The 25,998-nt window shown below is 71.4% G+C and carries 24 protein-coding genes and 1 tRNA gene; 10 read left to right on the forward strand and 15 right to left on the reverse strand.

The window, feature by feature from the left end; genetic code table 11:
• Position 1 precedes the first annotated feature (1 nt).
• The 3 genes from ACFZB3_RS30125 to ACFZB3_RS30135 form a co-directional block, all read right to left on the reverse strand.
• The gene (locus tag ACFZB3_RS30125) at positions 2 to 976 is read right to left on the reverse strand and encodes an OB-fold domain-containing protein (RefSeq protein ID WP_391380750.1); all 975 of its coding nucleotides are present in this window, start codon (positions 974 to 976) and stop codon (positions 2 to 4) included.
• On the reverse strand, positions 951 to 2,126 hold the full coding sequence (locus ACFZB3_RS30130; protein WP_391380752.1) for an acyl-CoA dehydrogenase family protein: 1,176 nt from the start codon (positions 2,124 to 2,126) through the stop codon (positions 951 to 953). Before ACFZB3_RS30130 ends, ACFZB3_RS30125 begins: the two co-directional genes overlap by 26 nt.
• A 153-nt stretch (positions 2,127 to 2,279) precedes the next feature.
• Positions 2,280 to 2,597: a hypothetical protein gene (locus ACFZB3_RS30135; protein ID WP_391380754.1), complete on the reverse strand. Its 318-nt coding sequence runs from the start codon at positions 2,595 to 2,597 to the stop codon at positions 2,280 to 2,282.
• Between the two features lie 361 nt (positions 2,598 to 2,958).
• Between ACFZB3_RS30135 and ACFZB3_RS30140 the strand changes: the two genes are divergently transcribed.
• From ACFZB3_RS30140 to ACFZB3_RS30155, 4 genes are all read left to right on the forward strand, one after another.
• Positions 2,959 to 3,840 (forward strand): bifunctional DNA primase/polymerase, encoded by an 882-nt coding sequence (locus ACFZB3_RS30140; protein ID WP_391380756.1) that lies wholly within the window; start codon positions 2,959 to 2,961, stop codon positions 3,838 to 3,840.
• Between the two features lie 43 nt (positions 3,841 to 3,883).
• Positions 3,884 to 4,327, forward strand: coding sequence for a hypothetical protein (locus ACFZB3_RS30145; protein ID WP_391380760.1), 444 nt, complete (start codon positions 3,884 to 3,886; stop codon positions 4,325 to 4,327).
• 182 nt (positions 4,328 to 4,509) lie between these two features.
• Entirely contained in the window at positions 4,510 to 6,936 is a 2,427-nt protein-coding gene (locus tag ACFZB3_RS30150; RefSeq protein WP_391380762.1) for a glycoside hydrolase family 3 C-terminal domain-containing protein, read from the forward strand.
• Between the two features lie 72 nt (positions 6,937 to 7,008).
• Positions 7,009 to 7,419 carry a hypothetical protein gene (locus ACFZB3_RS30155; RefSeq protein WP_391380765.1) on the forward strand — a complete coding sequence of 137 codons (411 nt, stop codon included), beginning with the start codon at positions 7,009 to 7,011 and terminating at the stop codon, positions 7,417 to 7,419.
• 13 nt (positions 7,420 to 7,432) lie between these two features.
• On the opposite strand, the gene ACFZB3_RS30160 is transcribed toward ACFZB3_RS30155, so the two are convergent.
• The 4 genes from ACFZB3_RS30160 to ACFZB3_RS30175 form a co-directional block, all read right to left on the reverse strand.
• The gene (locus ACFZB3_RS30160; RefSeq protein WP_391380767.1) at positions 7,433 to 8,314 is read right to left on the reverse strand and encodes a GNAT family N-acetyltransferase; all 882 of its coding nucleotides are present in this window, start codon (positions 8,312 to 8,314) and stop codon (positions 7,433 to 7,435) included.
• A 73-nt stretch (positions 8,315 to 8,387) separates the two neighbouring features.
• Positions 8,388 to 8,786, reverse strand: a complete 399-nt coding sequence (locus ACFZB3_RS30165) for a hypothetical protein (protein ID WP_391380769.1) — start codon at positions 8,784 to 8,786, stop codon at positions 8,388 to 8,390.
• A gap of 66 nt (positions 8,787 to 8,852) precedes the next feature.
• Positions 8,853 to 9,755: an NAD(P)H-binding protein gene (locus tag ACFZB3_RS30170; protein ID WP_391380771.1), complete on the reverse strand. Its 903-nt coding sequence runs from the start codon at positions 9,753 to 9,755 to the stop codon at positions 8,853 to 8,855.
• A 266-nt stretch (positions 9,756 to 10,021) separates the two neighbouring features.
• Positions 10,022 to 11,629 (reverse strand): DHA2 family efflux MFS transporter permease subunit, encoded by a 1,608-nt coding sequence (locus ACFZB3_RS30175; protein ID WP_391380773.1) that lies wholly within the window; start codon positions 11,627 to 11,629, stop codon positions 10,022 to 10,024.
• Between the two features lie 112 nt (positions 11,630 to 11,741).
• Here ACFZB3_RS30175 and ACFZB3_RS30180 point away from each other — a divergent pair, with 112 nt between their 5' ends.
• Positions 11,742 to 12,368, forward strand: coding sequence for a TetR family transcriptional regulator (locus tag ACFZB3_RS30180; protein WP_391380775.1), 627 nt, complete (start codon positions 11,742 to 11,744; stop codon positions 12,366 to 12,368).
• Positions 12,369 to 12,463: 95 nt separating this feature from the next.
• Here ACFZB3_RS30180 and ACFZB3_RS30185 read toward each other — a convergent pair.
• Positions 12,464 to 12,548, reverse strand: a tRNA-Ser gene (locus tag ACFZB3_RS30185).
• Positions 12,549 to 12,611: 63 nt separating this feature from the next.
• Positions 12,612 to 14,090 (reverse strand): trypsin-like peptidase domain-containing protein, encoded by a 1,479-nt coding sequence (locus ACFZB3_RS30190; protein WP_391380777.1) that lies wholly within the window; start codon positions 14,088 to 14,090, stop codon positions 12,612 to 12,614.
• Positions 14,091 to 14,347: 257 nt separating this feature from the next.
• Between ACFZB3_RS30190 and ACFZB3_RS30195 the strand changes: the two genes are divergently transcribed.
• From ACFZB3_RS30195 to ACFZB3_RS30205, 3 genes are all read left to right on the forward strand, one after another.
• Positions 14,348 to 15,175, forward strand: a complete 828-nt coding sequence (locus ACFZB3_RS30195) for a glycerophosphodiester phosphodiesterase family protein (RefSeq protein ID WP_391380779.1) — start codon at positions 14,348 to 14,350, stop codon at positions 15,173 to 15,175.
• Positions 15,176 to 15,438: 263 nt separating this feature from the next.
• Positions 15,439 to 16,077 carry an ATP-binding protein gene (locus ACFZB3_RS30200; RefSeq protein ID WP_391381440.1) on the forward strand — a complete coding sequence of 213 codons (639 nt, stop codon included), beginning with the start codon at positions 15,439 to 15,441 and terminating at the stop codon, positions 16,075 to 16,077.
• 209 nt (positions 16,078 to 16,286) lie between these two features.
• Positions 16,287 to 17,276 carry a DUF5926 family protein gene (locus tag ACFZB3_RS30205; RefSeq protein WP_391380781.1) on the forward strand — a complete coding sequence of 330 codons (990 nt, stop codon included), beginning with the start codon at positions 16,287 to 16,289 and terminating at the stop codon, positions 17,274 to 17,276.
• Positions 17,277 to 17,550: 274 nt separating this feature from the next.
• Here the strand turns inward: ACFZB3_RS30205 and ACFZB3_RS30210 are convergent, their stop codons facing one another.
• Positions 17,551 to 18,099, reverse strand: a complete 549-nt coding sequence (locus ACFZB3_RS30210) for a hypothetical protein (protein WP_391380783.1) — start codon at positions 18,097 to 18,099, stop codon at positions 17,551 to 17,553.
• A gap of 54 nt (positions 18,100 to 18,153) precedes the next feature.
• Entirely contained in the window at positions 18,154 to 18,828 is a 675-nt protein-coding gene (locus ACFZB3_RS30215; protein ID WP_391380785.1) for a bifunctional DNA primase/polymerase, read from the reverse strand.
• Positions 18,829 to 19,521: 693 nt separating this feature from the next.
• On the opposite strand from ACFZB3_RS30215, the gene ACFZB3_RS30220 reads away from it, so the two are divergent.
• On the forward strand, positions 19,522 to 20,916 hold the full coding sequence (locus ACFZB3_RS30220; protein ID WP_391380788.1) for a SpoIIE family protein phosphatase: 1,395 nt from the start codon (positions 19,522 to 19,524) through the stop codon (positions 20,914 to 20,916).
• A gap of 285 nt (positions 20,917 to 21,201) precedes the next feature.
• The gene (locus ACFZB3_RS30225; RefSeq protein WP_391380790.1) at positions 21,202 to 22,671 is read left to right on the forward strand and encodes an aminopeptidase P N-terminal domain-containing protein; all 1,470 of its coding nucleotides are present in this window, start codon (positions 21,202 to 21,204) and stop codon (positions 22,669 to 22,671) included.
• 115 nt (positions 22,672 to 22,786) lie between these two features.
• On the opposite strand, the gene ACFZB3_RS30230 is transcribed toward ACFZB3_RS30225, so the two are convergent.
• The 4 genes from ACFZB3_RS30230 to ACFZB3_RS30245 form a co-directional block, all read right to left on the reverse strand.
• Positions 22,787 to 23,605: a triphosphoribosyl-dephospho-CoA synthase gene (locus tag ACFZB3_RS30230; RefSeq protein WP_391380792.1), complete on the reverse strand. Its 819-nt coding sequence runs from the start codon at positions 23,603 to 23,605 to the stop codon at positions 22,787 to 22,789.
• Between the two features lie 10 nt (positions 23,606 to 23,615).
• Entirely contained in the window at positions 23,616 to 24,560 is a 945-nt protein-coding gene (locus tag ACFZB3_RS30235) for an intradiol ring-cleavage dioxygenase (protein ID WP_391380794.1), read from the reverse strand.
• Between the two features lie 99 nt (positions 24,561 to 24,659).
• Complete coding sequence (locus ACFZB3_RS30240; protein ID WP_391380796.1) at positions 24,660 to 25,235, reverse strand: GNAT family N-acetyltransferase; 576 nt, start codon at positions 25,233 to 25,235, stop codon at positions 24,660 to 24,662.
• 38 nt (positions 25,236 to 25,273) lie between these two features.
• Positions 25,274 to 25,723 (reverse strand): ATP-binding protein, encoded by a 450-nt coding sequence (locus ACFZB3_RS30245; RefSeq protein ID WP_362580760.1) that lies wholly within the window; start codon positions 25,721 to 25,723, stop codon positions 25,274 to 25,276.
• Between the last annotated feature and the right edge of the window lie 275 nt (positions 25,724 to 25,998).

Below are 25,998 nucleotides of genomic sequence, written 5' to 3' on the forward strand. Positions count from 1 at the left end.
GTCAGGCCTCCCCGCCGGAAGCGCCGGGAGCACCGGGAACGCCGAGCCCGTCGAGCCCGTCGAGCCCGTCGACGACCCGGAAGACGGGCAGGGTCAGTGCCCCGCCGTCGTCGTCGTACCGGCGGAACTCCACCCGTACCGGCAGCCCGATCCGCACCTTGTCGTACGGCACCCCCACCACGTTGCTCACCATCCGCACGCCCTCGGCGAGCTCGACGAGACCGACCGCGTACGGGGGGTCGAAGGCCGGGAAGGGCGGGTGGTGCATCACGACGTACGAGCAGACGGTGCCCTCGCCGGACGACTCGACCGTGTCCCAGTCGAGCGAGCCGCAGGCGTTGCAGCCCGGCAGCCAGGGGTGGCGCGGGGTGCCGCAGTCCGCGCACCGCTGGACGAGGAGCCGCTCCTCGGCCACGCCCTCCCAGAAGCCGGCGTTGTCCCGGTTGATCACCGGGCGGGGGCGCGGCGGCTTGCGTTTCCGGCCGCCGGGCGCGTACTTGAGGACGCGGAAGCGGTGGGTGCCGACGAGTTCGCGGCCGACGCGGACGTCCGTGCGGGTCGTGACGAAGTGGCCCGTGCCCAGTTTCGTCGTCTTCCGCTCCGACACCGACTCGATCACCGTGTCGAACACCACCTCGTCGCCCGGCCACAGCGGCCTCAGGTACTCCTGCTCGCAGTCGGTGGCGACGATCGCCGTGCAGCCCGCCTCCTCCAGGAGGGTGAGCAGCTCGTCGTACGCGCCGGTGCGGCCCGTGTGGCCCGACAGGCCGCCCATCGTCCAGGCCTGGAGCATGGTGGGCGGGGCGACGGCGTCCGGCCCCTCGTACGCCGGGGAGGTGTCGCCCATCGCTTCGCACCAGTGCCGGATCATGGGCTGGTTGACCGGGTCCTTGCCCACCCCGGAGACGGCGGCCGGCTGCCCCTCGTACGCCTTGAGCCGGGCTCCCAGCTCATCGCCCGCCCCGGTCACGGCCACCACCCCTCCGCATCCCGAGCCGCATGGTCGCGACGATCTCCCGCTGCACCTCGCTCACCCCGCCCCCGAACGTGTTGATCTGCGCCGCCCTGTTGAGCCGCTCCAGCTCGCCGTCCCCGAACGCCCCCGGCGAGCCGGACCGGACCAATGCCGCCTCGCCGACGATCTCCTGACACATGCGATACGTCGCGACTGCCGATTCCGTTCCCGCGAACTTCACGCCGCTGGCCTCTGCGGGGGCCACCCGGCCCGCCCCCGCGTCCCCCACCAGACGCCAGCTGAGCAGGCGGTTCGCCGCCAGCCGGGCATGCGCTTCGGCCAGCCGGAAACGAATCCACGGCTCGTCAACGCGGCGCCGCCCGGTCACCGGATCGGGGGTGCGGGCGGCGGTGAGCGCGGCCGCGTAGAAGTCCTCGGCCTGCATGCCGGTCGCGGCGAGGGCGACCCGCTCGTGGTTGAGCTGGTTGGTGATGAGCGACCAGCCGTCGTGCTCGGCGCCGACCAGGTTCCCGGCGGGCACGTGGACGCCGTCGTAGTACGTCGCCGTCGTGACCTGCCCGCCCACCGTCTCGATCGGCGTCCAGGAGAACCCGGGCGCGTCCGTGGGGACCAGCAGGATCGAGATGCCGCGGTGCCTGGGCGCCTCGGGGTCGGTGCGGCAGGCGAGCCAGATCCAGTCGGCGTGCTGGGCGCCCGAGGTGAAGACCTTCTGCCCGTCGATCCGCCAGCCGTCGCCGTCCGGTACCGCCCGGGTGCGCAGCGCGGCCAGGTCGGTGCCGGCGGAAGGCTCGCTGTAGCCGATGGCGAAGACGAGGTCGCCGCGGAGGATGCCGGGCAGGAAGCGGGTCTTCTGCTCCGCGCTGCCGTACTTCATCAGCGTCGGCCCGACCGTGTTCAGGGTGACCATCGAGACGGGGGCGCCGGCCCGGTACGCCTCGTCGAAGAACACGAACTGTTCGTCGGCGCCCCGCCCTTGGCCGCCGTACTCGACGGGCCAGCCGAGGCCGAGCAGGCCGTCCGCGCCGATGCGGCGCAGCAGGGCACGGCGTTCGGCGGGGTCCCCGGGGGCGGCGGACGGGATCAAGGCCCGGAAGTAGGCGCGGAGTTCGGCACGGAGCCGCTGCTGGCGTTCGGTGGGAGCCAGATGCATGGTTTCTGACTGTCCGTCAGATACGGCTCACTGTCAAGGTCGAACGGGGTGGCACCGGGGCCGGAAAACGCCTGCGCGGCGGTGCCGAAGCACCGCCGCGCGGACGCACTGCCCATCCCCACAGACCACGCCCCACCAGGGCTCAGGCGGGGCTTACCACAGCTGGGTGAAGTGGACGGCGACGTTGTCGTTGCCCTGCTGGATCGCGGTCCACGCGGAGCCGTTGACCTGAGCGGTGTTGCTCTGGTTCGAGGCGCCGTTGCCCACCGCGTTCTGCTGGGTGGTGGAGGAGTTGCCGTTGTTGTCGTGACCGACCCCGCTGCCGATGATGCCGGCCGTGCCGACGTTGGCGCTCGATCCGTTGTCCGCGATCGCACCGTTGTCCGCGGCCGCGACACCGGTGAAGAGGGCGGCGGCGAGCGGAAGGGCGGAGACGGCGGCGAGAACGCGGGCGGTACGGATGCTTGCCATGTTGTTTCCTCTCAGAGCCCGGCTGTGCCGGAAGTACGTCAAGTAAGGCTTTTTCCGGGGCAGTTGGCCGACCGCCTCGGTGGGTGTCTTCGACGTCGCGAGACCAGAGTTGCCCACCGAATCCCCGGCGAACCACCCCGGAAGCGGTTATTCGCCCTCAAGCGTGATGACAAGTCGATAAACCCCTTTCACCATCTTTGGTCGACTCCCACCCCAGTCACGACTACTCCGGACATCAGCACCCATCAGGCACCCCAAGGGAAAAACCGTTCCGGCCCCGGCCCGCGGCCGAGCCGCCGCCCTCGGCGTGTCACACCGGCGCCCCCTTCCCTTTTTCGAACGCACGTACGAACATGGATCCATGGCCACCACCGATCGGCAGGCCACGACGCTGGCCCTCGCACACGCCCTGTCAGCCGCCGAGCGCGGCCTGGCCGTCATCCCCCTGTCCCGCACGAAGCTCCCGGCCCTGCGCTCCCCGCACCGCCACGCCCCCGACCCCGACCCCGCGCTGCCGCCCTGCCACGGCGAGTGCGGCCGCCCCGGCCACGGGGTGTACGACGCCACCACCGACCCGTCCCGCATCCGCGAACTGTTCGCCGCGGCACCCTGGGCGACCGGCTACGGCATCGCCTGCGGGCTGCCCCCGCACCACCTCATCGGCGTCGACCTCGACGTGAAGAGCAGCACGGACGCCACGGCCGCCCTGCGCGAACTGGCCCTGCGGCACCTGTTCACCATCCCGCCCACGGTCGTCGTCCTCACCCCGAGCGGCGGCCGCCACCTCTGGCTGACCGGACCGCCGGACGCCGTCGTCCCCAACTCGGCCGGCCGGCTCGCCCCCGGCATCGACATCCGGGGTGCCGGCGGCTACCTGGTGGGCCCCGGCTCCCGCACCGAACACGGCGTCTACGCCACCGCCCCCGGCACCGAACACCTGGTCCCCGCGCCCTGTCCCCCGTCCCTCCTCCGCCTCCTGCTCCCGCCGCCACGTCCGCCCCACCCCGCGACCCACCCCTCGGTCGGCAACCGCGGCCAGGGCCTCGTCCAGTTCGTCCTCTCCGCCCACGAGGGCCAGCGCAACACCCGCCTCTTCTGGGCGGCCTGCCGCGCCTACGAGAACGGCATCGGCCGGGCCCTGCGGGCTCCGCTGATCGACGCGGCGGTCCACACGGGCCTGACGGAACAGGAGGCCCGCGCGACGATCGCGTCGGCGGCCCGCATGACCGGCCGCCGGCCCTGAAAATCGAACGCACCCGACCACCCGCCCGCCTAACCTGCCCACCATGACCCTGACCCGTGTCGTCCTCGCCTCCGGCCGCCTGGTCGGCCTCTCCCGCCTCCGGCTCTCGTCGACGTACGAAGGGCTGCTGGAGGGCTATCCGCACCAGGCGCTCAACGACCGCCGGGTCAGCAGGCTGTTGGCCGCGGCCGCCGCCGAGTACCCCCGCACCCCGACCCATCTGGTCCCGCCGCCGCGCGAACACCCCGACGACGGCCGCGCCCGCCACGCCGGCCCGTTCGGCCCGGCGGAGTTCCTCCCGCCGGTCGCCTGCATCGGCCTGTTCGATTCCGCACCCGTCGCCCAGGACGTCGACCCGGTCCTGCACGGCTCGTCCCTCGCGGTCGTCTGGTTCCAGGCCACACCCCAGCCACCGTCCGGCCACGACGCGGACCAGGGGCTGCGGGAGGTGGCCTGGGAGGAGCTGGCGGAGGACTACGAGATCTGACCTCCGCGGTCTGAAGTCTGCGGTCTGAAGTCTGCTGTCCGACCTCTACGGCTTGGGTTCTGCGGCCTGGGTTCTACGACTTGGGTTCTACGACTTGGGGATGCCGGGGCAGCTACGAAAGATGTGCGGACGCAGACTTTCGGGAACTGATCGGGGCGGGGCCGGCTCGCCATGCTGGCGGTATGGATCAGGCGAAGATTTCCCGGCGAGCGCTGGTGGGCGCCGCCGCTGCCTCCGCTGCCGCCGCCGTCGCCGTGACAACCGGCGCGGCCCCTGCCCCTGCCCCGGCTCCGGCTCCGGGGGCGCGGCAGGCGTCGTACCGGCGGACGGGCGGATCGGCCTCCCGGCGCGTCGAAGCCCTGCTCGCCCGCATGACGACGGCCGACAAGATCGCCCAGCTGAACATGCCCGTCTGCCTCCCGCAGGAGCTGCTCGGCGACTCCACGGACCCGACCGGCACGGCGGAGCACCGGGAGGCGTACGTGCGCGGCCGGACCGTGGTCGGCACGGGGGCCGGGCAGCTGCGGCTGGGCCCGGGCGGCGGTTTCTTCGGCCTGGTCAACCAGACCCTGTCCGGTTCCGTCGAGGTACCGCACCCGCTCACGCCGCGCGAACAGGCCGAGCAGCACAACCGGCTGCAGCGCCTCGCGCGGGACACCGGTCTCGGCATTCCGCTGCTGCAGATCAGCGAGGGCACGCACGGTTCGGTGGGCCCCGGCTCGACGATCTTCCCGGAGGGACTGGCGCTCGGCGCGACCTTCGACCCGGAACTGATCGGCCAGGTGTACGCGGCGGTGGCCCGGGAGGCCCGTGCGGTGGGGATCCACGCGCTGAGCACCATCACCGCGGAGCTGAACCGCGACCCGCGCTACGGGCGGGGGATCTGGGCGTTCAGCGAGGACCCGTACCTGACCGCCGCCATGGTCGGTGCGGTGGTGCCGGCCATGCAGGGCGCCGGCAACGACCTCACGTCCGACGAGTCGGTGGTCACCTCCCTGGTCACCTTCCCCATGGAGTCCCCCAACGTCGGCGGCCTGGAGACCAGTTCGATCGAGATCGGTGAACGCGCCTTCCGCCAGACCCATCTGGAGCCGTGGCGGGTGGGCTTCACGGAGGCCGGGGCGCTGATGACCGAGGCGAGCGAGCAGACCATCGACGGGCTGGTGGTCCACGGTTCACGCAGGTACCTCACCGACCTCCTGCGGGACGAACTCCGTTTCGACGGCGTGGTGATCGGCAACGACCTGCGCGGCCTGATCCGCGAACACGTGGCGGGCACGGCGCAGGAGGCGGCGGGGCTCGGGCTGCGCGCCGGGGTCGACATCAGCCTGGCCTGGGACGAGATCTACCTCGACCAGCTGGCCGCGGCCGTACGGGAGGGCCGGGTCGACGAGGCGCTGCTCGACCGTGCCGTACGACGCGTCCTGGCCCTGAAGGAACGGCTGGGCCTGTTCGAGAACCCGTACGTCGACGCCGACCGGGCGGAACGGGTGGTCAACTGCGCACCGCACCGGGACCTGGCGCTGCGCGCCGCACGCGAGTCGACGGTGCTGCTGAAGAACGAGGGCGGGCTGCTGCCGCTGGCCGCCGACCGGGTCCGTACGGTGGCGCTGATCGGCCCGGACGCCGACGACGGGCTCAATCTCCTCGGCGAGTACAACGCCTACCCCGCGCTGCACGAGACCCCTTCGATCCGTGCGGCGTTGACCCGCCTGCTCGGTGACCGGGTCCGCGTCCGGTACGAGCGCGGCTGCGACGTCACCGGAACGGACACCTCCGGCTTCGCCGCCGCACGTGCGGCGGCGAAGGACGCGGACGTCGCGGTGGTGGTCGTGGGCGAGCAGACCAAGGGTGGCTACTTCTCGCCGGACCGCACCGACGGCGAACTCAAGGACACCGCGTCCCTCGCCCTGACCGGCGTACAGCAGCGGCTGCTCGAAGAGGTGCACGCCACCGGCACCCCGACCGTGGCCGTGGTGGTCACCGGCCGTGCCCTGGCCCTGCCGTGGGCCACGGCTCGCCTGCCGGCGCTGCTGGTCGCCTGGCTGCCCGGCGAGGCGGGCGGCCGGGCGGTGGCGGAGGTGCTGTTCGGGGAGACCGAGCCGACCGGCCGCCTGCCCGTCACCTTCCCCCGCGACGTCGGCCAGCTGCCCCTGACCTACGACCAGAAGCACGCCCGGGCCGACGCCGGTGCCTACACGGACATGCCGTCCACACCTCTGCACACGTTCGGTTCGGGCCTCGGTTACACGACCTTCCGGCACAGCGGGATCCGGCTGGACGACACGCACATCGCCCGGGACGGCCGGACCCGCCTCCACGTCGACATCACGAACACGGGCGAGCGGGACGGCACCGAGGTCGTACAGCTGTATGTCACCGACGACCGGGCGAGCGTCTCCCTGCCGCGCATCCGGCTGCGGGGCGTGGTCAGGAGGCGGGTGGCGGCGGGTGCGCGGGTCACGGTGTCGTTCCCCGTGACGGCCGCGCGGGACCTCACCCTCGTCGACGAGGGGCTGCGCACCGTGGTGGAACCGGGGACGTTCACCCTCAGCGTCGGCAGCGCCTCGGACCGCCTGCACCAGCGCATCTCCCTGACCGTGTCCTGACCCGCCGGTCACCACCCCATCCCTCACCACCCCATCCCTCACCCCCACCTATCACCACCACCGGAGGACCCCGTGAACACCACCGAGACCCCGCTCGCCGAGGCCGACTACATCGCGGCCACCGCCGAGGAACTCAGCCGCAGGCAGGGGGCCGACAAGGCCGCGGCACTGGTCAGCCAGAAGGCCCTCTTCCAGCGCCGCGGACGGATCGTCCTCCACCCCGACCGGCTCGTCCTCACGGACTGGTCGGACACCGGCTCCCTCGTCCTGACCCGCACGGACATCACCGCGGTCGAAACCCGCTTCACCGATCTCTACGGCCGCTTCCTGGGCGGCCTCCTCAACGCCGGCAAGCCCCTCATCCTCACCACCGCGGCCGCGTCCCCGGGGGACATCTACCTGCTCGTCAACCGCCGCGAGTTCATGGAGACGACGGACGACAGGCAGTGGGAGAAGCGGATCAGCGAATGGCTCACCGGCTGATCCCGTGCAGGGCTCAGGCGGTTGCCGGCCCGGCCGCCGAGAAGTCGTACCCGGACCAGTCGCTCAACCGGACGTATCCGAGGCGCTGGTAGAGGGCGTTGCTGGTGGGGTTGGACAGGTCCGCGAACAGGACGACGTCCCGCGCGCCCGCGGCCAGTGCGGCCCGGCTCACCTCCGCCGTCACGGCCGCCGCGTAGCCGCGCCCGCGCAGGTGGGAGGGGGTGTGGACGACGTCCACCTGGATCTGGCCGCCGATCAGCGGGTTGCGGCCCGCGACGGAGACGGGAGTGCCGTCCGGGGTCTCCCAGAGCGTGTAGGTCTTGTCGGCGAAGCGCGTGCCGGGCCAGGTGCCGGCGTCGATGACGACGTCCTCCCCGACGGCCTCGGCGAACCCGGCGCACCAGGACATGGTCTCGTCGAGGTCCTGCTCGCCCAGGACGCGGCCCCGGCCGGCCGGCATCGGGTCCGGTGGGGTGAGCGTGCCGAGGCGGTACAGGCGCAGCCGCGTGTCACGGAGTCTCGGCGTCGCGCCGGTGCGGCGCTGCCAGGCTTCGGCGAAAGCGGTCGCCGTGCCGTGGTCCGCGCTGACGGAGGGAACGGAGTCTTCGAGGCCGGCCAGACGGTCGGCGAGGGAGTCGGCCTGCTCGGGCGTGAGCGGGGAGAGGCTGAACCCACGGGGCGGCAGGCGGTAGCAGGTGGCGTGGACCTCGCCGCCCCGCTCCAGCATCCCGAAGAGGGGAAGACCGGTGCCGAAGGCCTCGGCCCCCCGTTTGCGCACCCTCTCGGCCCAGGTCGACTGCATGACGTGCGGGCCGGGACGCGAGCGCAGGAACTCCCCGGCCCGGGCGAGGAATTCGTCGACGTCGTTGGTCAGGTGCCAGTCGGATGAGTGCATGCCCGTTGCTCTACCACTCCGGCCGTACCGGCAGCCGGACCCTGCCGGCCGGAGTGACACGCGAGGGCCCTTTTCAGCCAGCAGCGATGGAGCATTCCTTGGTGGGGACACCGGTCAGTTCACACGCGGCGGCGTCCTCCTCGGCCTCGGTGCGGTGTGGCCGCAGATACGCCGCCGTCGCCCGCGTCCCGGCGTCGAAGCAGGTCGGGTTCTCGTCGACGATCAGAACGAGGATCTTCACCTGCACCGATTCCATGTCCGAATTGACGGAATTGAGGTAGTCCTCGTCATGGAATTCCCGCTTTTTCTGCTCCCGGAGCCGGCCGGCCCGTTCGCCGAACTCCTTCTTGGCCTGCACGCAGGCGGCGGACCGCCCGGATCCGCCGTCGTCCCGCGTCGCCCCGACGGCGTACCCGCCCACGGCGAGCGTGATTGCTCCCGCGCCGACCAGCGCGATCATCGAACGCTTCATGGCCGGTGATCGTATAGGCACAGGTGGGGCCGCCGATACGTGCTCTCCCCGGCTGCCGAGCGCGGTTCAGCCCAGGTAGAAGTCCCTGCGTGCGGCCACGAACGCCTCGACCGACTGGGCGGGGGTACCCGTCACGCGCTCGACGCCGTCGGCCGTGCGGTCGTAGCGGTTGTCCCGGTGCAGCCGGGCCATGGTGGCGATGTGCTGTGCGAGATGCGGCGGCATCCCCAGCTTCGGGAGCTGCACCTCCCACCTCTCCAGGGGCACGTCCGTGTAGGACACCGGGCGGCCCAGCGCGCGGGAGAACTCCGCGGCCAGCTCGGTCATCTCGACCGAGCGCGGCCCGGTCAGCTCGTAGACGTGCCCGATGTGCGGGGCCGGGTCGCGGAGCACGGTGGCGACGACCCGGGCGACGTCGTCGACGGCGACGGGTGAGGTGTGGCCGGTGCCGAACGGCAGCGCGATCGTGCCGTTCTCCCGGATCGACCGGGCCGCCAGCGTCGTGAACAGCGGGGAGTCCAGGAACACCGTCGGCCGGATGTGCACCACGGGCAGGCCGGACCAGTCGAAGACCTGCTCCGCCAGCCAGTGGAGCCGCTGCTGGTGCGACTCCTCGGTACTGGTCGCGGTCATCTGCGACACCGTCATCTGCGACAGGTCGACCAGGGCCTCCAGAGTCCCGCACTCCTTCGCGACGGAGGCCACCACGGTCGCCGCGAGCAGGTGGTCCGGTGACACGCGCATGGCGAAGTACATCCGCGTCACCCCCTGGAGCGCGGCGGCCACGGTCTCGGGCCGGGTCAGGTCGCCGAGGACGACCTCCGCGCCGAGCGCCCGCAGCTCGGCCGCCCGCTCGTCCTCGCGGCGGACCATGAATCGCACCGGCACGTCCTGGGCACGCAGGTACTCGAAGACCGTGCGGCCTACACCGCCGGCACCGGGGATGAGAACAAGGTTGTCAGCATTCATGAGTCGATCTCCTTCGGATCAGCGGAACGTCTGGGTCGGGGGTGTGAGGGGTGGGGTGTGAGGGGCCGGGATGTACGGGGCCGGGATGTACGGGGCCGGGATGTACGGGGCCGGGATGTACGGGGCCGGGATGTACGGGGCCGGGATGTACGGGGTGGGCGTGCGCGGGGTGGGCGTGCGCGGGGTGGGGGTGATGTCCGGGTGTGATCGGGGCGCGTCGGCGGTGCCGTCGGAAGGACGCCGGCAGGCTGTCGGCCGGAGCGGCGTCACCGCTGATCGGGACGGGGTTTCCTGCCCGGCAGGAAGACCAGCACGACGACCGCGCCGGCCAGGGCGACGGCCGCGGCCCCCATGGCGGTGACGTGCATGGCATGGATGAAGGCGTCGTTCGCGGGCCGCACCAGCGCCCGGCCGGCCGGTCCCAGCTTCGCGGCGACAGCCAGCGTCGCCTGCACGGACTCACCTGCGGCATGCCGGTCGGAGGCGGGCAGTGCGCCCAGGTGGCCGTCGATGCCGTCGCGGTACACGGTGGACAGCAGCGACCCGAGCACGGCGACCCCCATGGCTCCGCCGACCTGCCGGAACGTGTTGTTGACCGCGGATCCGGAGCCGGCCTTCTCCTGTGGCAGCGACGACATGATCATGACGGTCGCGGGCGGCATCACGTGGGCCATTCCCGTGCCCATCAGGAAGAACAGCACTTCCAGCACCCAGATGGGGGTGTCCCGGCCGAGCAGCAGGAAGCCCGCGAAGGCGACCGCGGTCACGACGAGCCCCGTGGCGCACACGGCCCGGGCACCGAAGCGGTCCACGACCAGCCGGGCCCGCGGGGCGAAGAACATCTGGGAGGCGGCCAGCGGCAGCACGAGCAGACCGGACTGCAGGACGCTGTAGCCCCGGACGCTCTGGTTGTAGAAGACGCTGAAGAACGTGACGCCCATGAGGGCGAAGAAGACCAGGCCGATGGCGGCGACGGACGCGGAGAACCGGCGGTTGCGGAAGTAGGTGACGTCGAGGGCCGGGTGGTCGCTGCGGGCCTCGTACACCACGAAGCCGGCGAGGACCGCCAGGCCGCCGAGGATCGCCACCCAGGCTCCGGGCCGGGTGAAGTCGCCCAGCTGGCCGCCCTTGATGATGCCGTAGACCAGGAGCGCCAGACCGACGATCGACAGCAGCACCCCGACCGGGTCGAGGCGGCCGGGCCGCGGGTCCCTGGAGTCGGGGACGATCGCCACCATCGCGACCATCGCGGCGACCACGATCGGCACGTTGACCAGGAAGACCGAGCCCCACCAGAAGTGCTCCAGCAGGATGCCGCCGGCTATGGGGCCGGCGGCGATGGCGAAACCGACCACGCCCGTCCAGATGCCGATGGCCCTGGGCTGCTCGTCCCGCTCGAAGACGTTCATGATGATCGCGAGGGTGGCGGGCAGGATGAAGGCGGCGCCGAAGCCCATCACCGCGCGGAAGGCGATGAGCTGCCCGGAGGAGTCCGACAGCGCGGACAGCGCGGATCCTGTGCCGAACACCAGCATGCCGAAGAGCAGTACTTTCCTGCGGCCGAGCCGGTCGCCGAGCAGGCCCGCGGTGAAGAGCAGTCCGGCGAAGACCAGCGTGTAGGAGTTGACCGCCCACTCCAGCCGGCTCTGGGTGGCGCCGAGTCCGACGGGGGCGGGCTGGGCGATGGTCTTCATCGCCACGTTGAGGACCGAGTTGTCGAGCATCACCACCAGGAGGCTGGACGAGAGCACGGCCAGGATGGCCCAGCGCCGGCGGTGGACCGCCTCGGGAACCCTCCGCCCGGGGGCGGGTAGCACGGCGGGCACGGACTCGGCAGCCGTCGGGGAGTCGGCGGGGTTGGGTGGTGATGCCACGTGGGTCTCCAGTGATGTCGGTGGTTCTGCGGAACCAAAATAGATTTCACTCGCAATCTAAACCGGGCGTAGAATAGATGGCAAGTGGCATCTATCTGAGGAGGGTGATCGCATGGGTCGCGTGTCCCGGGCGCAGGCACAGGAGAACCGGCAACGCGTCGTGGCAACGGCCTCCCGGTTGTTCCGCGAGAGAGGCACCTCGGTCAGCGTCGCCGATCTGATGAAGGCCGCCGGGCTCACCCACGGGGGGTTCTACAAGCAGTTCGCTTCCAAGGAGGACCTGGTCGGCGAGGCGATCGTGCACGCCTTCGCCGAGCAGGCGGCACACTCGGCCATGGCGTTCGAGGAGCACACCGGGGAGCACACCGAGGAGCACGAGCACGCGGCCGCCCGCCGGAACCTGATCGAGGACTACCTCTCGGTCTGGCACCGCGACCATCCCGCGGAGGGCTGCCCCGTCTCCGGATTCGCCGCCGACCTGGGCCGCGAACCCGAGCAGGCCGCCCGCTCCCAGCAGGTCTACATCGACGGAGTACGGAACCGGGCCGCCCGGCTGGCAACCGGCGACGACGACGGCATGGCCCAGCTCTGCACCATGGTCGGCGCCCTCGCCCTCGCCCGCGCCACCCGGGGCAACCCGATCTCCGAAGAACTGCTGCAGGCCGCGCGCACAGCACTCACCGACAACACCCCGCACGAACCACAGCCCCCCGAGCCGGGCCCCGTCCGTGCGCGATAGAGCGGGAGGCGAGGGAGCACCACCGCCTCCGACGGTGAGCGCACACGCCAACGGCCCCCGACCGTCGTACCTGGTCAGGGGCCGTGAACATCAAGCGGTGGGTGTGGGATTTGAACCCACGGTGACTCGCGCCACGACGGTTTTCAAGACCGTTCCCTTAGGCCGCTCGGGCAACCCACCCCGCGTCGGCGGAGATCGGCGACGCGGGGAACAGAGTAACCGGTTCGTGCGGGCGGGTGCGGGTCAGTTGTCGCCGACGCGGGAGCCGAGGGTGACGGTGACCGTGTGTTCCGAGCCGCCGCGCTTGTAGGTGATCTCGACCTTGTCGCCGGGCTTGTGGGTCCAGATCTCGCCGATCAGCGTCGGGCCGCTGTCGATCACCGTGTCGTCCAGCTTGGTGATGACGTCGCCGGGCTTGAGGCCGGCCTTGTCCGCGGGGCCGCCGGACTCGACCGCGGCGGAGCCGCCCGAGCCGGAGTCGGTGATCTGTGCTCCGGAGGAACCGTCCTCCAGCGACACCGACGCACCGATCTTCGCGTAGACCGGCTTGCCGGTCTTGATCAGCTGCTGGGCCACGTACTTGGCCTGGTTGATCGGGATGGCGAAGCCGAGGCCGATCGAGCCCGACTGCCCGGTGCTGCCCAGGCCGCCGCTGGAGGCGGACTGGATCGCGGAGTTGATGCCGATCACCGCGCCGGAGGCGTCGAGCAGCGGGCCGCCGGAGTTGCCGGGGTTGATGGAGGCGTCGGTCTGCAGGGCGCTCATGTACGACGCCTTGCTGGTGGAGCTGCCGTCGCTGGAGGCGACCGGGCGGTTCTTGGCGCTGATGATGCCCGTGGTGACCGTGTTGGACAGGCCGAAGGGGGCGCCGATCGCGATCGTCTCGTCGCCGACGGCCACCTTGTCGGAGTCGCCCAGGGCGAGCGGCTTCAGGTCCGACGGCGGGTTCTTGAGCTTGATCACCGCGACGTCGTAGCCCTGCGCGTGGCCGACGACCTCGGCGTCGTACTTCTTGCCGTCCGGGAACGTCGCGGTCAGCTTGCCGCCGTCGAGGGAGTCCGCGACCACGTGGTTGTTGGTGATGATGTGGCCCTGCTTGTCGAAGACGAAGCCGGTGCCGGTGCCGCCCTCGCCGTTGGTCGACTCGGACTCGATGGTGACCGTGCTGGGCAGCGAGTTCTGGGCCACTGCCGCGATGGTGCCGGCGGCGCGCTTGACCTGGGTGGCGCCGCCGCTGGACGTCGAGGAGATGGTCGTGGAGCCGCTGTCGTCGTTGTTCTTCGCCAGCGTGTAGCCGAGGCCGCCGCCGAGGCCGCCCGCGACCAGCGCGGCCACCAAGACGGCGGCGATCAGGCCGCCGCGCCCGCTGCCCTTCTTCGGCGCGGGCTGCGGCTGCTGGAACGGCTGCTGCTGGCCGTACTGCTGGTGCTGCTGGTCGTACGACGAACCCCAGGCGGCGCCGGCGCCCGCGCCGGGGTCCGCGTAGGAGGGGGTCGCGGGGGGCGGGGGCGGCCAGGAGGCGTCGGGGGCCTGGGGTGCGGTCCCGTAGGGGTCGCCGGCGGGTGCGCCGGGCGCGCTCTGGGGCGTCGGCGGAATCGGGGCGGTCGGCGCTTCCCCGCCGTCGGACGCGGCTGCCTGCGGCGGGGCAGCGGGAGACGACGGCGGCACGGGAGGTGCGGACGGGGCCGGGGGTACCGGGTTGCCCTCGTTCTCGGTGCTCACAGCTTCTCTCCTCGGTCCACGGCTTTTCTTCTCGGTCGCACTCGGTCACGCTCTTTCACGCTTGCTGTCGGTCCGGCGCGATTCAGCTGTGCATGTGCTTTTGTATGCCGTCAGCTTTTCCCACAGGGCGTCAGAGCACCATAAGCGGTGGCTGTGGGTACACGGACAACCTTTATATAGTGCTTGTCCGACAAAAGTTCTCTTTACCGGCATCGCGGGTGCCCCCAGGTACCCCCGCTCGGTGGCACCATGTCGCGGTGACCCACGCACCACAGCATCGCATCCAGGTCGTCGCGCACCGCGGGGCCTCCGAGTACGCCCCCGAGCACACGCTGGCCGCGTACCGGAAGGCCATCGAGGACGGCGCCGACGCCCTTGAGTGCGACGTACGCCTGACCGCCGACGGCCACCTGGTGTGCGTCCACGACCGGCGGGTCAACCGTACGTCCAACGGGCGGGGCGCGGTCTCGGCCCTGGAGCTCGCGGACCTGGCCACCCTGGACTTCGGCTCGTGGAAGAAGGGGCCGGCCTGGCGCGGCCGGGACGAGGAGCCCGACTGGGAGTTCCGGCCCGAGGACCGCGCGGACACCTCCGTACTGACGCTGGAGCGGCTGCTTGAGCTGGTCGCGGACGCCGGGCGGCGGGTGGAGCTGGCGATCGAGACCAAGCACCCCACGCGGTGGGCGGGGCAGGTCGAGGAGCGGCTGCTGGTCCTGCTCAAGCGGTTCGGGCTGGACGCTCCGGCCGCCCCCGCGGAGTCGCCGGTGCGCGTCATGAGCTTCTCCGCCCGGTCGCTGGCCCGGGTGCGGGCGGCCTCGCCGACGCTGCCGACCGTCTACCTGCTGCAGTTCCTCTCGCCCCGGCTGCGCGACGGGCGGCTGCCGGCCGGGGTGCGGATCGCGGGCCCCTCGATCCGGATCGTGCGCAATCACCCGGCCTACATCGAGCGGCTGAAGCGCAACGGCCACCAGGTGCACGTCTGGACGGTGAACGAGCCGGAGGACGTGGACCTGTGCGTGGAGCTCGGCATCGACGCGATCATCACCAACCGGCCGGCGGCCGTGCTGAGCCGGCTGGGGCGCTGAGGGTCCCGGGGACGAGGGTCCCGGCGACTGCGCCTGGTCAGGACGGGTCCCGACCAGGGTTCGGGACCCGTCCTGACCGGGGTTCAGATAAAGAGTCGAGTAAGGACATCTCGCACCCCTTGACCCGACAGCCCGTCCACAGCATCCTCACTTCTCGGCCACACCATCGAAATTCAGCCACACGTCGCCATATCTGGGGGATACGGCGACGCCCCGTGACAGGGAGTGCTCCGGCGCGTTCGGCGTGTATTCGTTCGTTGCGAATGCGTCACCGGACATTCATTGGCCGGTTTCCGGTTCAGGCCGATGGGGCATCCACACCGTGGCGTGGGGCAAAGGAGGTCTCGGGGGTGGCGTTGGTGGTGGCACAGGAGGTGCCCACGTCGTCGAGCATGGCCGTACCCCATGGCCCTGCGGGCGTGGGGAAGGCGAGGCACCGCATGCGCGATCAGTTGCGCACGGGCGGTCTGTCGGAAGCGGTCATCGACGATGCCGTACTGATCCTTTCCGAACTTTTGAGCAATGCCTGCAAACACGGTCGCCCCCTCGGGGACGCGCTGGCCGGGGACGGCGACGTCCGGGCCGCCTGGCAGGTGGACACGCACGGCCGGCTGATCGTCGAGGTGACGGACGGCGGCGGCCCGACCCGCCCGGCCCCGATGACCCCTTCGGTCACGGCGCACGGCGGCCGCGGGCTGAACATCATCACGGCCCTGGCCGACGACTGGGGCGTCCGGGACGACGCCCGGGGCGAGGTCACCGTCTGGGTCGTGGTCCAGAAGGACGTGCGCGGTCCGGGCACCCGGGACCGCCGCGACGCCTTCGCCGCGCGCGTCATGGCGCCCTCGGTCCCGGAGATGGCCGACCTGGACTTCGCGGACGCGTTCGACGACCTGGACTGAGCCTTCGACGGCCCGAGCCGGGACGTCGACGACCTGGACCGAGCCCTCGGCGCCCCGAGCCGGGACGGATGCGTGACGGCGCCTCCGTCCGCAGGGCCCGTGGGCCGTACGGTCGGTGTCGGCGCCGTTGTCCACAGGTTCCCGTGGTCCAGGGCATGAACGGCTAGGCTCCCGCCGTACGAGACGAGCCGTAACCGGGAGACACCCAGATGGCCAAGAAGCGACCCCAGACGACGGCCACGCGGCCGCAGCCCGGCGATGCCGCCCGCGCCGAAGGCGCTGACGTGAACTATCCGGTTGTCGGTGCCCGTGAACCCTGCCCCTGCGGCAGCGGCCGCCGCTACAAGGCCTGTCACGGCCGGGCGGCGGCGCACGCGGCGACCGAGCTGGTGCACCGCCCGTTCGAGGGGCTGGCCGGCGAGGGCGACTGGGTGGCGCTGCGCGAGCTGGTCCCCGCCGCCACCGTCGAGCTGACCCTGAAGGACGGTCTGCCCGAGGGCGTCCCCTCGGTCACGCTCGCCACGGTGCTGCCGATGGCCTGGCCGGCGCTGCGCCGCGACGACGGCACGGTCCTGCTCGGCCTGCAGAACGACACGGCCTCCGGCGACATCAGCCGCGACCTCGCGGACACCCTCCAGCGCGCCCTCGCCGCCGAGCCGGGCACCCCGGTGCAGGGCCGCCGCGCCCCCGCCGACAGCCCCCGGCTGCAGGACCTGCTCGACCCCAAGGGCCCGTTCGAGCCAGTTGTGCACGACGGCTTCGAGTTCTGGGTGCAGGACGCGGAGAACGCCACCCCGGACGTGACCGCCTCCCTGGAGCGGGCCAACGCGGCGGCCATCCCGACGGTGAAGCTGACCGGCGTCGACTCCGCCTACTGGTGCGAGACGCCCGAGAAGAACCATCTGCGGTGGGTCATGCCGTATCCCGAGGAGCAGCTTCTGGACGCTCTCGCGCGGCTGCATGCCGCGGGCCGGTCCAGCCTCGGCGAGGGCACCCGGCTGGTCGGTTCCTTCCGTGCCCACGGTCTCACCGTGCCGGTCTGGGACCTGCCGAGCGAGGTCGGCGCGGAGGACGTGGAGAAGCCCGCCGCCGAGTTCGCGGAGCGGCTCGCGACCGCCCTGGCCTCGGAGGCACCGCTCACGGCGGACGAGCGGCGGGCCCGCGGCGGGCTGACCAACCGGCAGGTCACGCTCAGCTGACGACCGGCCGGCGAGCAGCGCGGACACGGGGTGGCGGCTGACCGGTCGGTCAGCCGCTCCAGGCCCGTAGGCTCAGGTGACTCCTGTCACAACTTCCCTACACGGCAAGCAAATACGTGTCCGAATAGCCGAGATCGAATTTGCGAACCGCCGATCTCTTGTTACCGTCTCAGTAGCCCGGTTGCTGGTGCATCCCCCGTCGCCAGCAATCGGGCCTTTTCATGCCCGCGTCCGGTGTACGAACCGCGGCGAATCGTCAACTCCCGCTTGACTGCTAGGAGTTGCTGTTCGCGGCGGGGTTCCCGGCACCGGCGTCCGCCGAGTTGCTCGCGGAGCGCAGCAGCAGTGCGCCGTCGCCGTCGCGTGCCGCGAACTCCGTGACGGCCGTGTAGGCGTCCAGCGCACCCCGGGTGTGCTCCCGGGGCGTCTCACAGGTGGCGGGCTCGTCGTCGGCGGCGGCATCGGCGGCGCAGTGCGTCTGGACGGTGCGGCCGTTCGGGCCCAGGAGGCTCAGCACGCCCTCCAGGGCAGCCCCGGTGGCGTTGCGGTAGTAGGTGCGCGCCCAGGTGTCCGCGCCCTGGGCCATCACGCAGGTCTGCGCCTCGACACCGTCGGGCGAGGTGAGCTCGGGACCGCAGCGGGCGGCCGTGGCGAGGCCGAGGCCGAGCACCAGCGGGGACCTGACGGGCACCGGCAGCTTCTCGTCGTCGTGCCGGGCGGGGCGTACGGCGGCATCGCCCACCTGTCCTGCGGACGCCACGGCCAGCGGCAGCGCGACCGCGCACACCATGACGCCCGCAAGGGCGAGTAGACGCACGTTCATGTGCGGAGGGTAACCAGGCGGACGCGGCAAGCCGGGTTTGCGCGCCCGACACCCCTACAACTCGGGTGCGCTCACACCCGTACGAGTGAGGGCGTCGACCACGGCGTCCACCACGGCCTCCACGTCGGGCACCCAGGGCTTCGCCGAGCCGGGCAGCGGGGCCCGCTCCCAGCGGATGGCGCCCTGGCCGGTCTCGGAGGGCGGCAGGGCGAGGTAGCCGCCCTCGCCGTGGAAGCGGAGCGAGCCGGGGACGAAGTCCTTGGCGTAGAGCAGCTCGCCCAGCTGCTCCATGGAGTACGGCTTGACGAGCAGCGCCCACCGGGTGGGCGCGGCGACCACCGGACCGAGCCGCATGCCGCGGCGGTCGAGGAGGGCGAGGGCGCGGGAGGCGGCGAGGGCCGGCAGGCTGACCGCGCAGGGCGCCGTGCCGCCGGCGGCTCCGGTGGCGAGGACGATCGGGGCCGTCGGCCGGTTGCCCCACCACCAGCGGACCATGCGCTCGTCGGTGGTGGCGGCGAGCAGGCCGGGGTCGAAGGGGTGTGCACCGGGCACCGTGCACTCGGGGTCGGGACACGCGCACCGGGCCCGCCCCTGAGGGTCGGGAGCCACGCCCGGGAGTACGGGCCACTGCCATTCCGTCGCGAAGGTCAGGGCCGCGCCGAGAAACTCAGGCCCCTTGTCGTTCCGCCTGGACAGGAGCCTGCGTCGCCTTCCGAGGATCTCGCGCATGAGCGCTCGTTCCTTTCCGTTGCACCGCTGGCAACACCGTGGACCACATCACATCATGTGTCGATCACTTCACTGTGCGTACCTGTTGGCGCATCACACCCCTGCGCTGGGCAAGGGGAACCCCCTGGGGGTCGAGCGGGGGCCGCGCCCGCGTTCACAAGAACTGCGTCGTACTGCTCGTACCGCGTACTGCTCGTACTGCTTGTACTGCTCGTACTACGTCTCGTACTGCGTCTATCAAAAGCACGGCCACGGCGTGGGGGTGGCGAAGTCTGGCGTTTTGCCGTTCCCAGTGTTTCTCTCCGCCTCCGCCACGGGAGGATGGGGCACGGTCGTCGGTGGTTAAGACGCCCGGGTCCGTCGCCAGGTTCCGGGTGGTTCCCAACCACCCCTGGCCTTCTCCGAGTACGTACCCATCACGACCGCTGTGACGCTCCGTGGAGCAAGGCCAGTCGACCGCAGTGAACCGCTGCCCGAGTCAGTTTTAAGCCAACTTTGCTTTTGTGCAAGCCGTCCGGGAGAACCTCTCGCGAACACCCCAAGAGGCCCACGGACACCAGGAATCCCGGCAGGACAATGCTGGACATCTCCTCACGAGTGCGTGTACATGTGGAGACACTGCCAGCAGCGCAGAAAGACATGGGGGTTTGCGATGCTTTTGAGCAATACGCACAGGTCTGAAAGCCGGACGCGATGAACGCCCCGCACCCTCCGAAAGTGGCTGGAATCGATTCAACGGTCCCCGCTCCCGCACACACTGTCGCACCGGTCCACCCTGTTCCGGCCACCCCGGCCGCGCCTCCGGTCCCGCAGCCCCCCGCCGCCCCGGCGCCCGGCACCGTGCTCCAGGACCGGCTGGCAGGCTGGGTCTCCGACCTCACCACCCTCCACGAACTGACCGAACGGCTCGCCCGGAGCAACGCACTGGAGCCGGCCCTCCAAGAGCTGCTGCGCGCCGGTGCCGCCCTGGTGGGCGCCCGGCGCGGTCTGGTCGCGCTGGAGCCCGCCGACGGACTGGGCCCGCACACCACGCTCGGCCTCGGGCTCGGCCGCGCGGACCTCGGCCACCTGGAGACCGTCCCGCGCGGCGCGCTGCCGTACGACACCGGTACCGCCGCCGAGACCGTGCACGCCGACCTGTTCGCCGAGGACGGCCTCGACCCGCGCCACCGCGAGGTCGCCGCCCGGCTCGGCTACGCCGCCAGCTACGCACTCCCCCTCGTCAGCGACGCGGCCGGCCGGCTCGGCGCGGTCGCCTGGCTGTACGACGAACCGGCCGAGCCGCACGAGCGCCGGCGCCACCTGGCCGGCCTGTACGTCAGGTACGCGGCCGAGCACCTGGCCCGGCTGCTGGAGGTCGAGCGCACGCGCGCGTGCATGGCGACCATCGCCGAGGAGCTGCTCCCCTCCCGGCTGCCCCGGGTGGCAGGCGTCCAGCTCGCCGCCCGGCACCGCACCGGCCCGCGCGGCGGCGGCGACTGGTACGACGCGCTGCCGCTCCCAGACGCCGCCCTCGGCCTCGCCGTCGGCTCGGTCACCGGCTCCGGGCCGAGCGCGGTCGCCGCGATGGGCCGGCTGCGCGCCTCGCTGCGGGCGTATGCCGTGATGGAGGGCGAGGACCCGGTCGCGGTCCTCTCCGACCTGGAACTGCTGCTGCGGCTGACCGAACCGGCCCGCTCCGCCACCGCCCTGTTCGCCTACTGCGAGCCCGCGCTGCGCAAGGTCACCCTCGCCGGGGCCGGCCACAGCCCGCCGCTGCTGATCGGGGAGCACCGCACCGAGTTCGCGGAGACCTCGGTGTCCGCGCCGCTGGGCATGCTCGCCTGCTGGGAGGCGCCCAGCGTGGAGATCGAGGCGGAGGCCGGCGAGACCGTCCTCCTCTACACCGACGGGCTGCTGCACCGCACCGGCGACCCCATGGACCGCGCCTTCGCCCGGCTGCACACGGCCGCCGCGAGCATCCCGCGCGCGCTGCGCCACGACCCCGGGGCGATCGCCGACCACGTGCTGCGCACGGTGCTGCCGGACGGCCTGGACGAGGCCGACAGCGAGGAGGACGTGGTCCTGCTGGCGGCGCGCTTCGACTGACGTACCGTTTCGGCGATGTGCAGTTTCGGCAGACGTGCCGTTTCGGCAGACGTGCCGTTTCGGCAGACGTGCCGTTTCGGCAGACGTGCCGTTTCGGCTGATGTGCGATTTCGGCTGATGTGCGATTTCGGCTGATGTGCCGTTTCGACTGACCGGTCAGTCAGAAGGAGGGCCGGAGGGGGAGGCGGAGACACCTCACACGGCTGTGGGCCCCGGGTCCCTGGGACGCCGTCCGGTACGACCGTACGATGGACGGGTTCCACTGCAGTGTCGAGGAGGATGACCGTGTCCGACGAGCTCACCCCGGAAAATCCGGAGACCCCGGAGACCGAGTCGGAAGAGCCGATCAAGCAGCGCAAGAACGGCCTGTACCCGGGCGTGTCCGACGAGCTCGCCGAGAGCATGAAGTCCGGCTGGGCCGACACGGAGCTGCGCGATCTCAAGCCCATCGAGCAGGCCGGGCACACCGCCCGCCGCCGCGCCGAGCTGTCCGCCCGCTTCCCGGGCGAGCGCCTGGTGATCCCGGCCGGCAACCTGAAGACCCGCTCGAACGACACGGACTACCCGTTCCGGGCGTCCGTCGAGTACGTGTACCTGACCGGCAACCAGACCGAGGACGGCGTACTCGTCCTGGAGCCGAAGGACGACGGCCACGTGGCCACCGTCTACCTGCTGCCCCGCTCCGACCGCGAGAACGGCGAGTTCTGGCTCTCCGGCCAGGGCGAGCTGTGGGTCGGCCGCCGGCACTCCCTCACCGAGTCCGAGGCGCTCTACGGCATCCCCGCCGCCGACGTGCGCGAGCTGGCCGACAAGCTGCGCGAGGCCACCGGCCCGGTGCGGGTCGTCCGCGGATACGACGCCGGCATCCAGGCCGCACTGACCGACAAGGTCACCGCCGAGCGCGACGAGGAGCTGCGGGTCTTCCTCTCCGAGGCGCGGCTGGTCAAGGACGAGTGGGAGGTCGGCGAGCTGCAGAAGGCCGTCGACTCCACGGTCCGCGGCTTCGAGGACGTCGTGAAGGTCCTCGACAAGGCCGAGGCCACCAGCGAGCGCTACATCGAGGGCACGTTCTTCCTCCGCGCGCGCGTGGAGGGCAACGACATCGGCTACGGCTCGATCTGCGCGGCCGGCCCGCACGCCTGCACGCTGCACTGGGTCCGCAACGACGGCGCGGTGCGCTCCGGCGACCTGCTCCTCCTGGACGCGGGCGTCGAGACGCACAGCCTGTACACCGCCGACGTCACGCGCACGCTGCCGATCAACGGCACGTACAGCGAGATCCAGAAGAAGATCTACGACGCCGTGTACGACGCCCAGGAGGCCGGCATCGCGGCGGTGCAGCCGGGTGCGAAGTACCGCGACTTCCACGATGCCGCGCAGCGGGTGCTGGCCGAGCGGCTCGTCGAGTGGGGGCTCGTGGAGGGGCCGGTGGAGCGGGTGCTGGAGCTGGGTCTGCAGCGCCGGTGGACGCTGCACGGCACCGGGCACATGCTCGGGCTCGACGTCCACGACTGTGCTGCCGCGCGGACCGAGACGTATGTGGAGGGGGTCCTGGAGGCGGGGATGGTGCTGACCGTCGAGCCGGGGCTGTACTTCCAGGCCGACGACCTGACCGTGCCGGAGGAGTACCGGGGGATCGGCGTCCGGATCGAGGATGACATCCTGGTGACGGCCGACGGGAACCGGAACCTCAGCGCGGGGCTGCCGCGGCGGTCGGACGAGGTCGAGAGCTGGATGGCTTCGCTCAAGGGCTGACAGAAGCGGAATGGCCGGGTACCGAGTGGGTGCCCGGCCATCGTTGCGTTCTGCGGGTAGTCGGTGGCCGGTCAGTTCCTCCCCCAGCCTTCGGCCGGGGGTACCCCCAGCGCCCCTAGGTAGGAATCGGCAGCGCATCCAGGAAGAGAGCGCCGGCCAGCAGGCCCGCGCTGCCGCGCGGGCTCCAGCCCTTCTCGTGCAGGTCTGCGTCCAGGGTGCGGAGTGCTGTCGCGCCCGCCTCCGTCGCCGAGCCGCCGGCCTCCAGTACGGCCCGTGCTCCCGCCTGGACCTGGCGCAGGCCCAACGGACCCGCCGTGTAGAGGAGTTCGGTGTCCTGGAGGGTGCACATCACGGTCATCAACGCGTCCAGGCGGGCCTGGTTCTCGGTGGCGCCCGCCTTGCGGGCCGTTGCCAGGGCGTCCAGCGCCCTGCGTACGTGCGGGAATCCGGCCCGGGCCTCGCCCCGGGCACCGGCCGCGCCGTACTTGACGGAGATCGAGGAACCCCGGGAGGGGCGCTTGGGGGCGCCCTTGTCGTTGAACGCGGCGATCTTCCGGGCGTTCGCGGCGATCTCGCGGGCCTTGGCACGGGGGTCCAGGGCGACCGCGGCGACCAGGAACCCGAGGGCCCACAGGGCGCCCTTGTGGCCGCCGCCGGCCAGGCCCACCGAGTGCTCGGTGCACCGGCCGATCGCGCCCAGCTCCGCCCGCAGCACCGGCGTGGCCTCGCCGGTACGGCGGGCGGAGGCGGCCATCGCCGCGAGGCCGGGCGCCAGCGCCCTGGCCGACCAGCGCAGACTGTCGTGCTCCCGGCGCGTGCTGCGGGCGTCCAGGTCACGGGGGTCGGGCAGGCCCGGCTTGGGAGCCAGGGCCAGCTGACCCGTGAGCGCGGCCACGGCGGCCTGCGCCAGCGCGTCGTCCTCGCGGCTTGTCATGTCCCTTACCTTATGAGGAGGCGGAGGCCGAAGGGGAGGCGCTGTCGCTGGGGGCGTCGCTCGGCGGAGTGCCCGTCGGGGCGTCGCTCGGCGGGGTGCCTCCGCCGCCGCTGCCGGCGCCCGTGTTCTCGGCGTCCGGGTCGACGCCCAGCGTCAGGGAGCCCTTGTAGCCCTTCGAGGGGTCCTTCTTGTGCACGGCCTTCAGGGTCAGCAGACCGCTGGCGGCGCCACCGCCGTCGTACACCATGTCGTCGGCGAGCACGGTGTAGCTGCCGGTGTGCTTCGCATAGGGGTCGAGCGTGAAGATCTCCTCGGCGATGTCGTCGGCGAAGAACAGCTGGCCGGTGTAGTTGACCTTGCCGCCCTCGTAGGTGCCGTCCTCCTTCTCGCCGCCCGTATGCACCTTCACGTGGATGTGGCAGGTGCGCGGGGTGTACCAGCCCGGGAAGATCGTCTCGAACTTGACGACCCCGTTGGCGTTGGCGATCTGGTAACCGCGCAGGTAGGTGTTGTCGTTGGCGGAGTCGCCCTCCTCGCTCTCCGCGGGGGCGGAGCCGCCGGGGTTGGCGGTGGTGTAGCCGGAGTAGTAGCCCCAGGCGTCGCAGTGCCAGATCTCGACCGCGGCACCCTTGACCGGGGTGCAGCCGTCGGTGGCGTCGACGACGGTCAGGCGGAGGGTCAGCGGAACGCCGGCCTTGCCCTCGGTGATGTCCTTGCGCACCAAGGCACCATCGAGGTAGTACGGCCCTTCCGTGACGCTGCTCATCAGCGTCATGCACTCACTGCTGGTGGAACTCGCGGAGGCGGTGGCGTCCGCGTCGGCGCTGGTGTCGGTCGTGTCGGCGAAGGCCGACTGGAAGCCGGCGACCGCGAGGCCGCCGGCCGCCACCGTGCCGCCGGAGACCGCGAGGGCACGGCGGCGGGTGATCGACGTGTTTTTGTGGTTTCCCGTCATGGCCGACGAAGTTAGGAACGCCGTTTGTCAGGGGCATGGGCAGGAGCTGGCAACCGCCTGTGAACGCCCAGGAAGCTGAACCAGTCGGGAAGCCACTGGTCACAGCGCCGGGGCGCGGCCGTGCAGGATCCGCTGGAACAGCCGGCTGTCCCGCCATTCTCCATTGATGTGCAGATACTGCGGGGCATCCCCGATCGTCTCGAAACCGCATTTCTTCAGCACGCGTTGGGACGTCGTGTTCTCGATCAGGGTGGAGGCCTCGATCCGGTGAAGTCCCACCACATCCCGGGCGATCTCGCAGACCCGCTCCAGGGCGGCGGTGGCCAGACCTCGGCCCTGCTGATCACCGGCCACCCAATAGCCCACGTAGGAACTGCAGAAAGGGCCGAGGGAAATCCCGGAAAGGCTGATCGCCCCGACGATCCCGCCGTCCCGGTCCGACTCCATGATCCAGGGGGCCACGAGACCGTCCGCGGCCTGTCCCAGCAGGCCTTCGATGCGCTCGGTCTGGCCCTCGACAGTGAAGAAGGACTCGGGTCTGACCGGTTCCCAGGGTTCGAGATGGCTTCGGCTGCCGACGTATGCGGCGCACAGCGCTTTCGCATCGCCGACGGCAATGGGACGCAATATCACGCCTGGGATGAGCAGGCTTTCTTTAATCTTTCTGAGAATCATGCGCGCACCCTAGCGCGGGTGTTATGCGGGAGCGAGCGTCATGCCGAAAGCAGGGAAGGATCTTTCTTCCACTTGAGGATCTTGTCGAAGCTGACCACGGTGCCGCCGCGGCCCGGCTTGTTGCCGATGTGGACGTGATCCGCGAGTTCTCTGATGAGACAGAGACCTCTCCCGTTCTCCGCGTCGGGACGGGCGGGCCTGAGGTCCTGGGTACGGGCGAACCCGGGAGCGAGCCCCGGACCCGAATCGGCCACTTCGATACGGCACTTCTCGCCGTCCAGGTAGGCGGTGACCCGGTACGCCTCCGAGGGGCGGCCGGCCCCGCCGTGCTCGACGGCGTTCGCACAGGCCTCGCTGAGGGCGACGGAGAGGTCGTAGGAGACGTCGGGATCGACGCCCGCCGTCTCCATCGTGCCGATCAGCAGCCGGCGGGCGAGCGGCACGCTCGCGGCCTCACGCCGCAGATGGAGGGACCACCAGATGCTCATGCTCCAGCCTCCTGGCCGCGGCTCGACATACCGATACCTATTGCCACCCGTGCGCGGGTGTAAGCACTCCGTTCATGTGAGAACGCCCATCCGGGGGATGCGCGGGTGAAGGTTTCGGTGTATGAGCGGGTAGTTCGCCACAAGGATGATCTTTCGGTTCTTTCTCCCGAACACCGACCCGGCCACCGACCCGGGCGCGGCCCCGGCCGCCGACCCGGCCGCAACGGAATCTCCGTGTAACGGAATCTTCCGGACCTGACGCAAAGCGGGTGCGG

The sequence above is a fragment of the Streptomyces sp. NPDC008092 genome (assembly GCF_042957285.1).
GTDB lineage: Bacteria > Actinomycetota > Actinomycetes > Streptomycetales > Streptomycetaceae > Streptomyces.

Coding starts and splice junctions, on each gene's coding strand:
- ACFZB3_RS30130 (WP_391380752.1), bottom strand. CDS start 2,126: ATGCATCTGGCTCCCACCGAACGCCAGCAGCGGCTCCGTGCCGAACTC.
- ACFZB3_RS30135 (WP_391380754.1), bottom strand. CDS start 2,597: ATGGCAAGCATCCGTACCGCCCGCGTTCTCGCCGCCGTCTCCGCCCTT.
- ACFZB3_RS30140 (WP_391380756.1), top strand. CDS start 2,959: ATGGCCACCACCGATCGGCAGGCCACGACGCTGGCCCTCGCACACGCC.
- ACFZB3_RS30145 (WP_391380760.1), top strand. CDS start 3,884: ATGACCCTGACCCGTGTCGTCCTCGCCTCCGGCCGCCTGGTCGGCCTC.
- ACFZB3_RS30150 (WP_391380762.1), top strand. CDS start 4,510: ATGGATCAGGCGAAGATTTCCCGGCGAGCGCTGGTGGGCGCCGCCGCT.
- ACFZB3_RS30160 (WP_391380767.1), bottom strand. CDS start 8,314: ATGCACTCATCCGACTGGCACCTGACCAACGACGTCGACGAATTCCTC.
- ACFZB3_RS30165 (WP_391380769.1), bottom strand. CDS start 8,786: ATGAAGCGTTCGATGATCGCGCTGGTCGGCGCGGGAGCAATCACGCTC.
- ACFZB3_RS30170 (WP_391380771.1), bottom strand. CDS start 9,755: ATGAATGCTGACAACCTTGTTCTCATCCCCGGTGCCGGCGGTGTAGGC.
- ACFZB3_RS30180 (WP_391380775.1), top strand. CDS start 11,742: ATGGGTCGCGTGTCCCGGGCGCAGGCACAGGAGAACCGGCAACGCGTC.
- ACFZB3_RS30200 (WP_391381440.1), top strand. CDS start 15,439: ATGCGTCACCGGACATTCATTGGCCGGTTTCCGGTTCAGGCCGATGGG.
- ACFZB3_RS30205 (WP_391380781.1), top strand. CDS start 16,287: ATGGCCAAGAAGCGACCCCAGACGACGGCCACGCGGCCGCAGCCCGGC.
- ACFZB3_RS30210 (WP_391380783.1), bottom strand. CDS start 18,099: ATGAACGTGCGTCTACTCGCCCTTGCGGGCGTCATGGTGTGCGCGGTC.
- ACFZB3_RS30215 (WP_391380785.1), bottom strand. CDS start 18,828: ATGCGCGAGATCCTCGGAAGGCGACGCAGGCTCCTGTCCAGGCGGAAC.
- ACFZB3_RS30220 (WP_391380788.1), top strand. CDS start 19,522: ATGAACGCCCCGCACCCTCCGAAAGTGGCTGGAATCGATTCAACGGTC.
- ACFZB3_RS30230 (WP_391380792.1), bottom strand. CDS start 23,605: ATGACAAGCCGCGAGGACGACGCGCTGGCGCAGGCCGCCGTGGCCGCG.
- ACFZB3_RS30235 (WP_391380794.1), bottom strand. CDS start 24,560: ATGACGGGAAACCACAAAAACACGTCGATCACCCGCCGCCGTGCCCTC.
- ACFZB3_RS30240 (WP_391380796.1), bottom strand. CDS start 25,235: ATGATTCTCAGAAAGATTAAAGAAAGCCTGCTCATCCCAGGCGTGATA.
- ACFZB3_RS30245 (WP_362580760.1), bottom strand. CDS start 25,723: ATGAGCATCTGGTGGTCCCTCCATCTGCGGCGTGAGGCCGCGAGCGTG.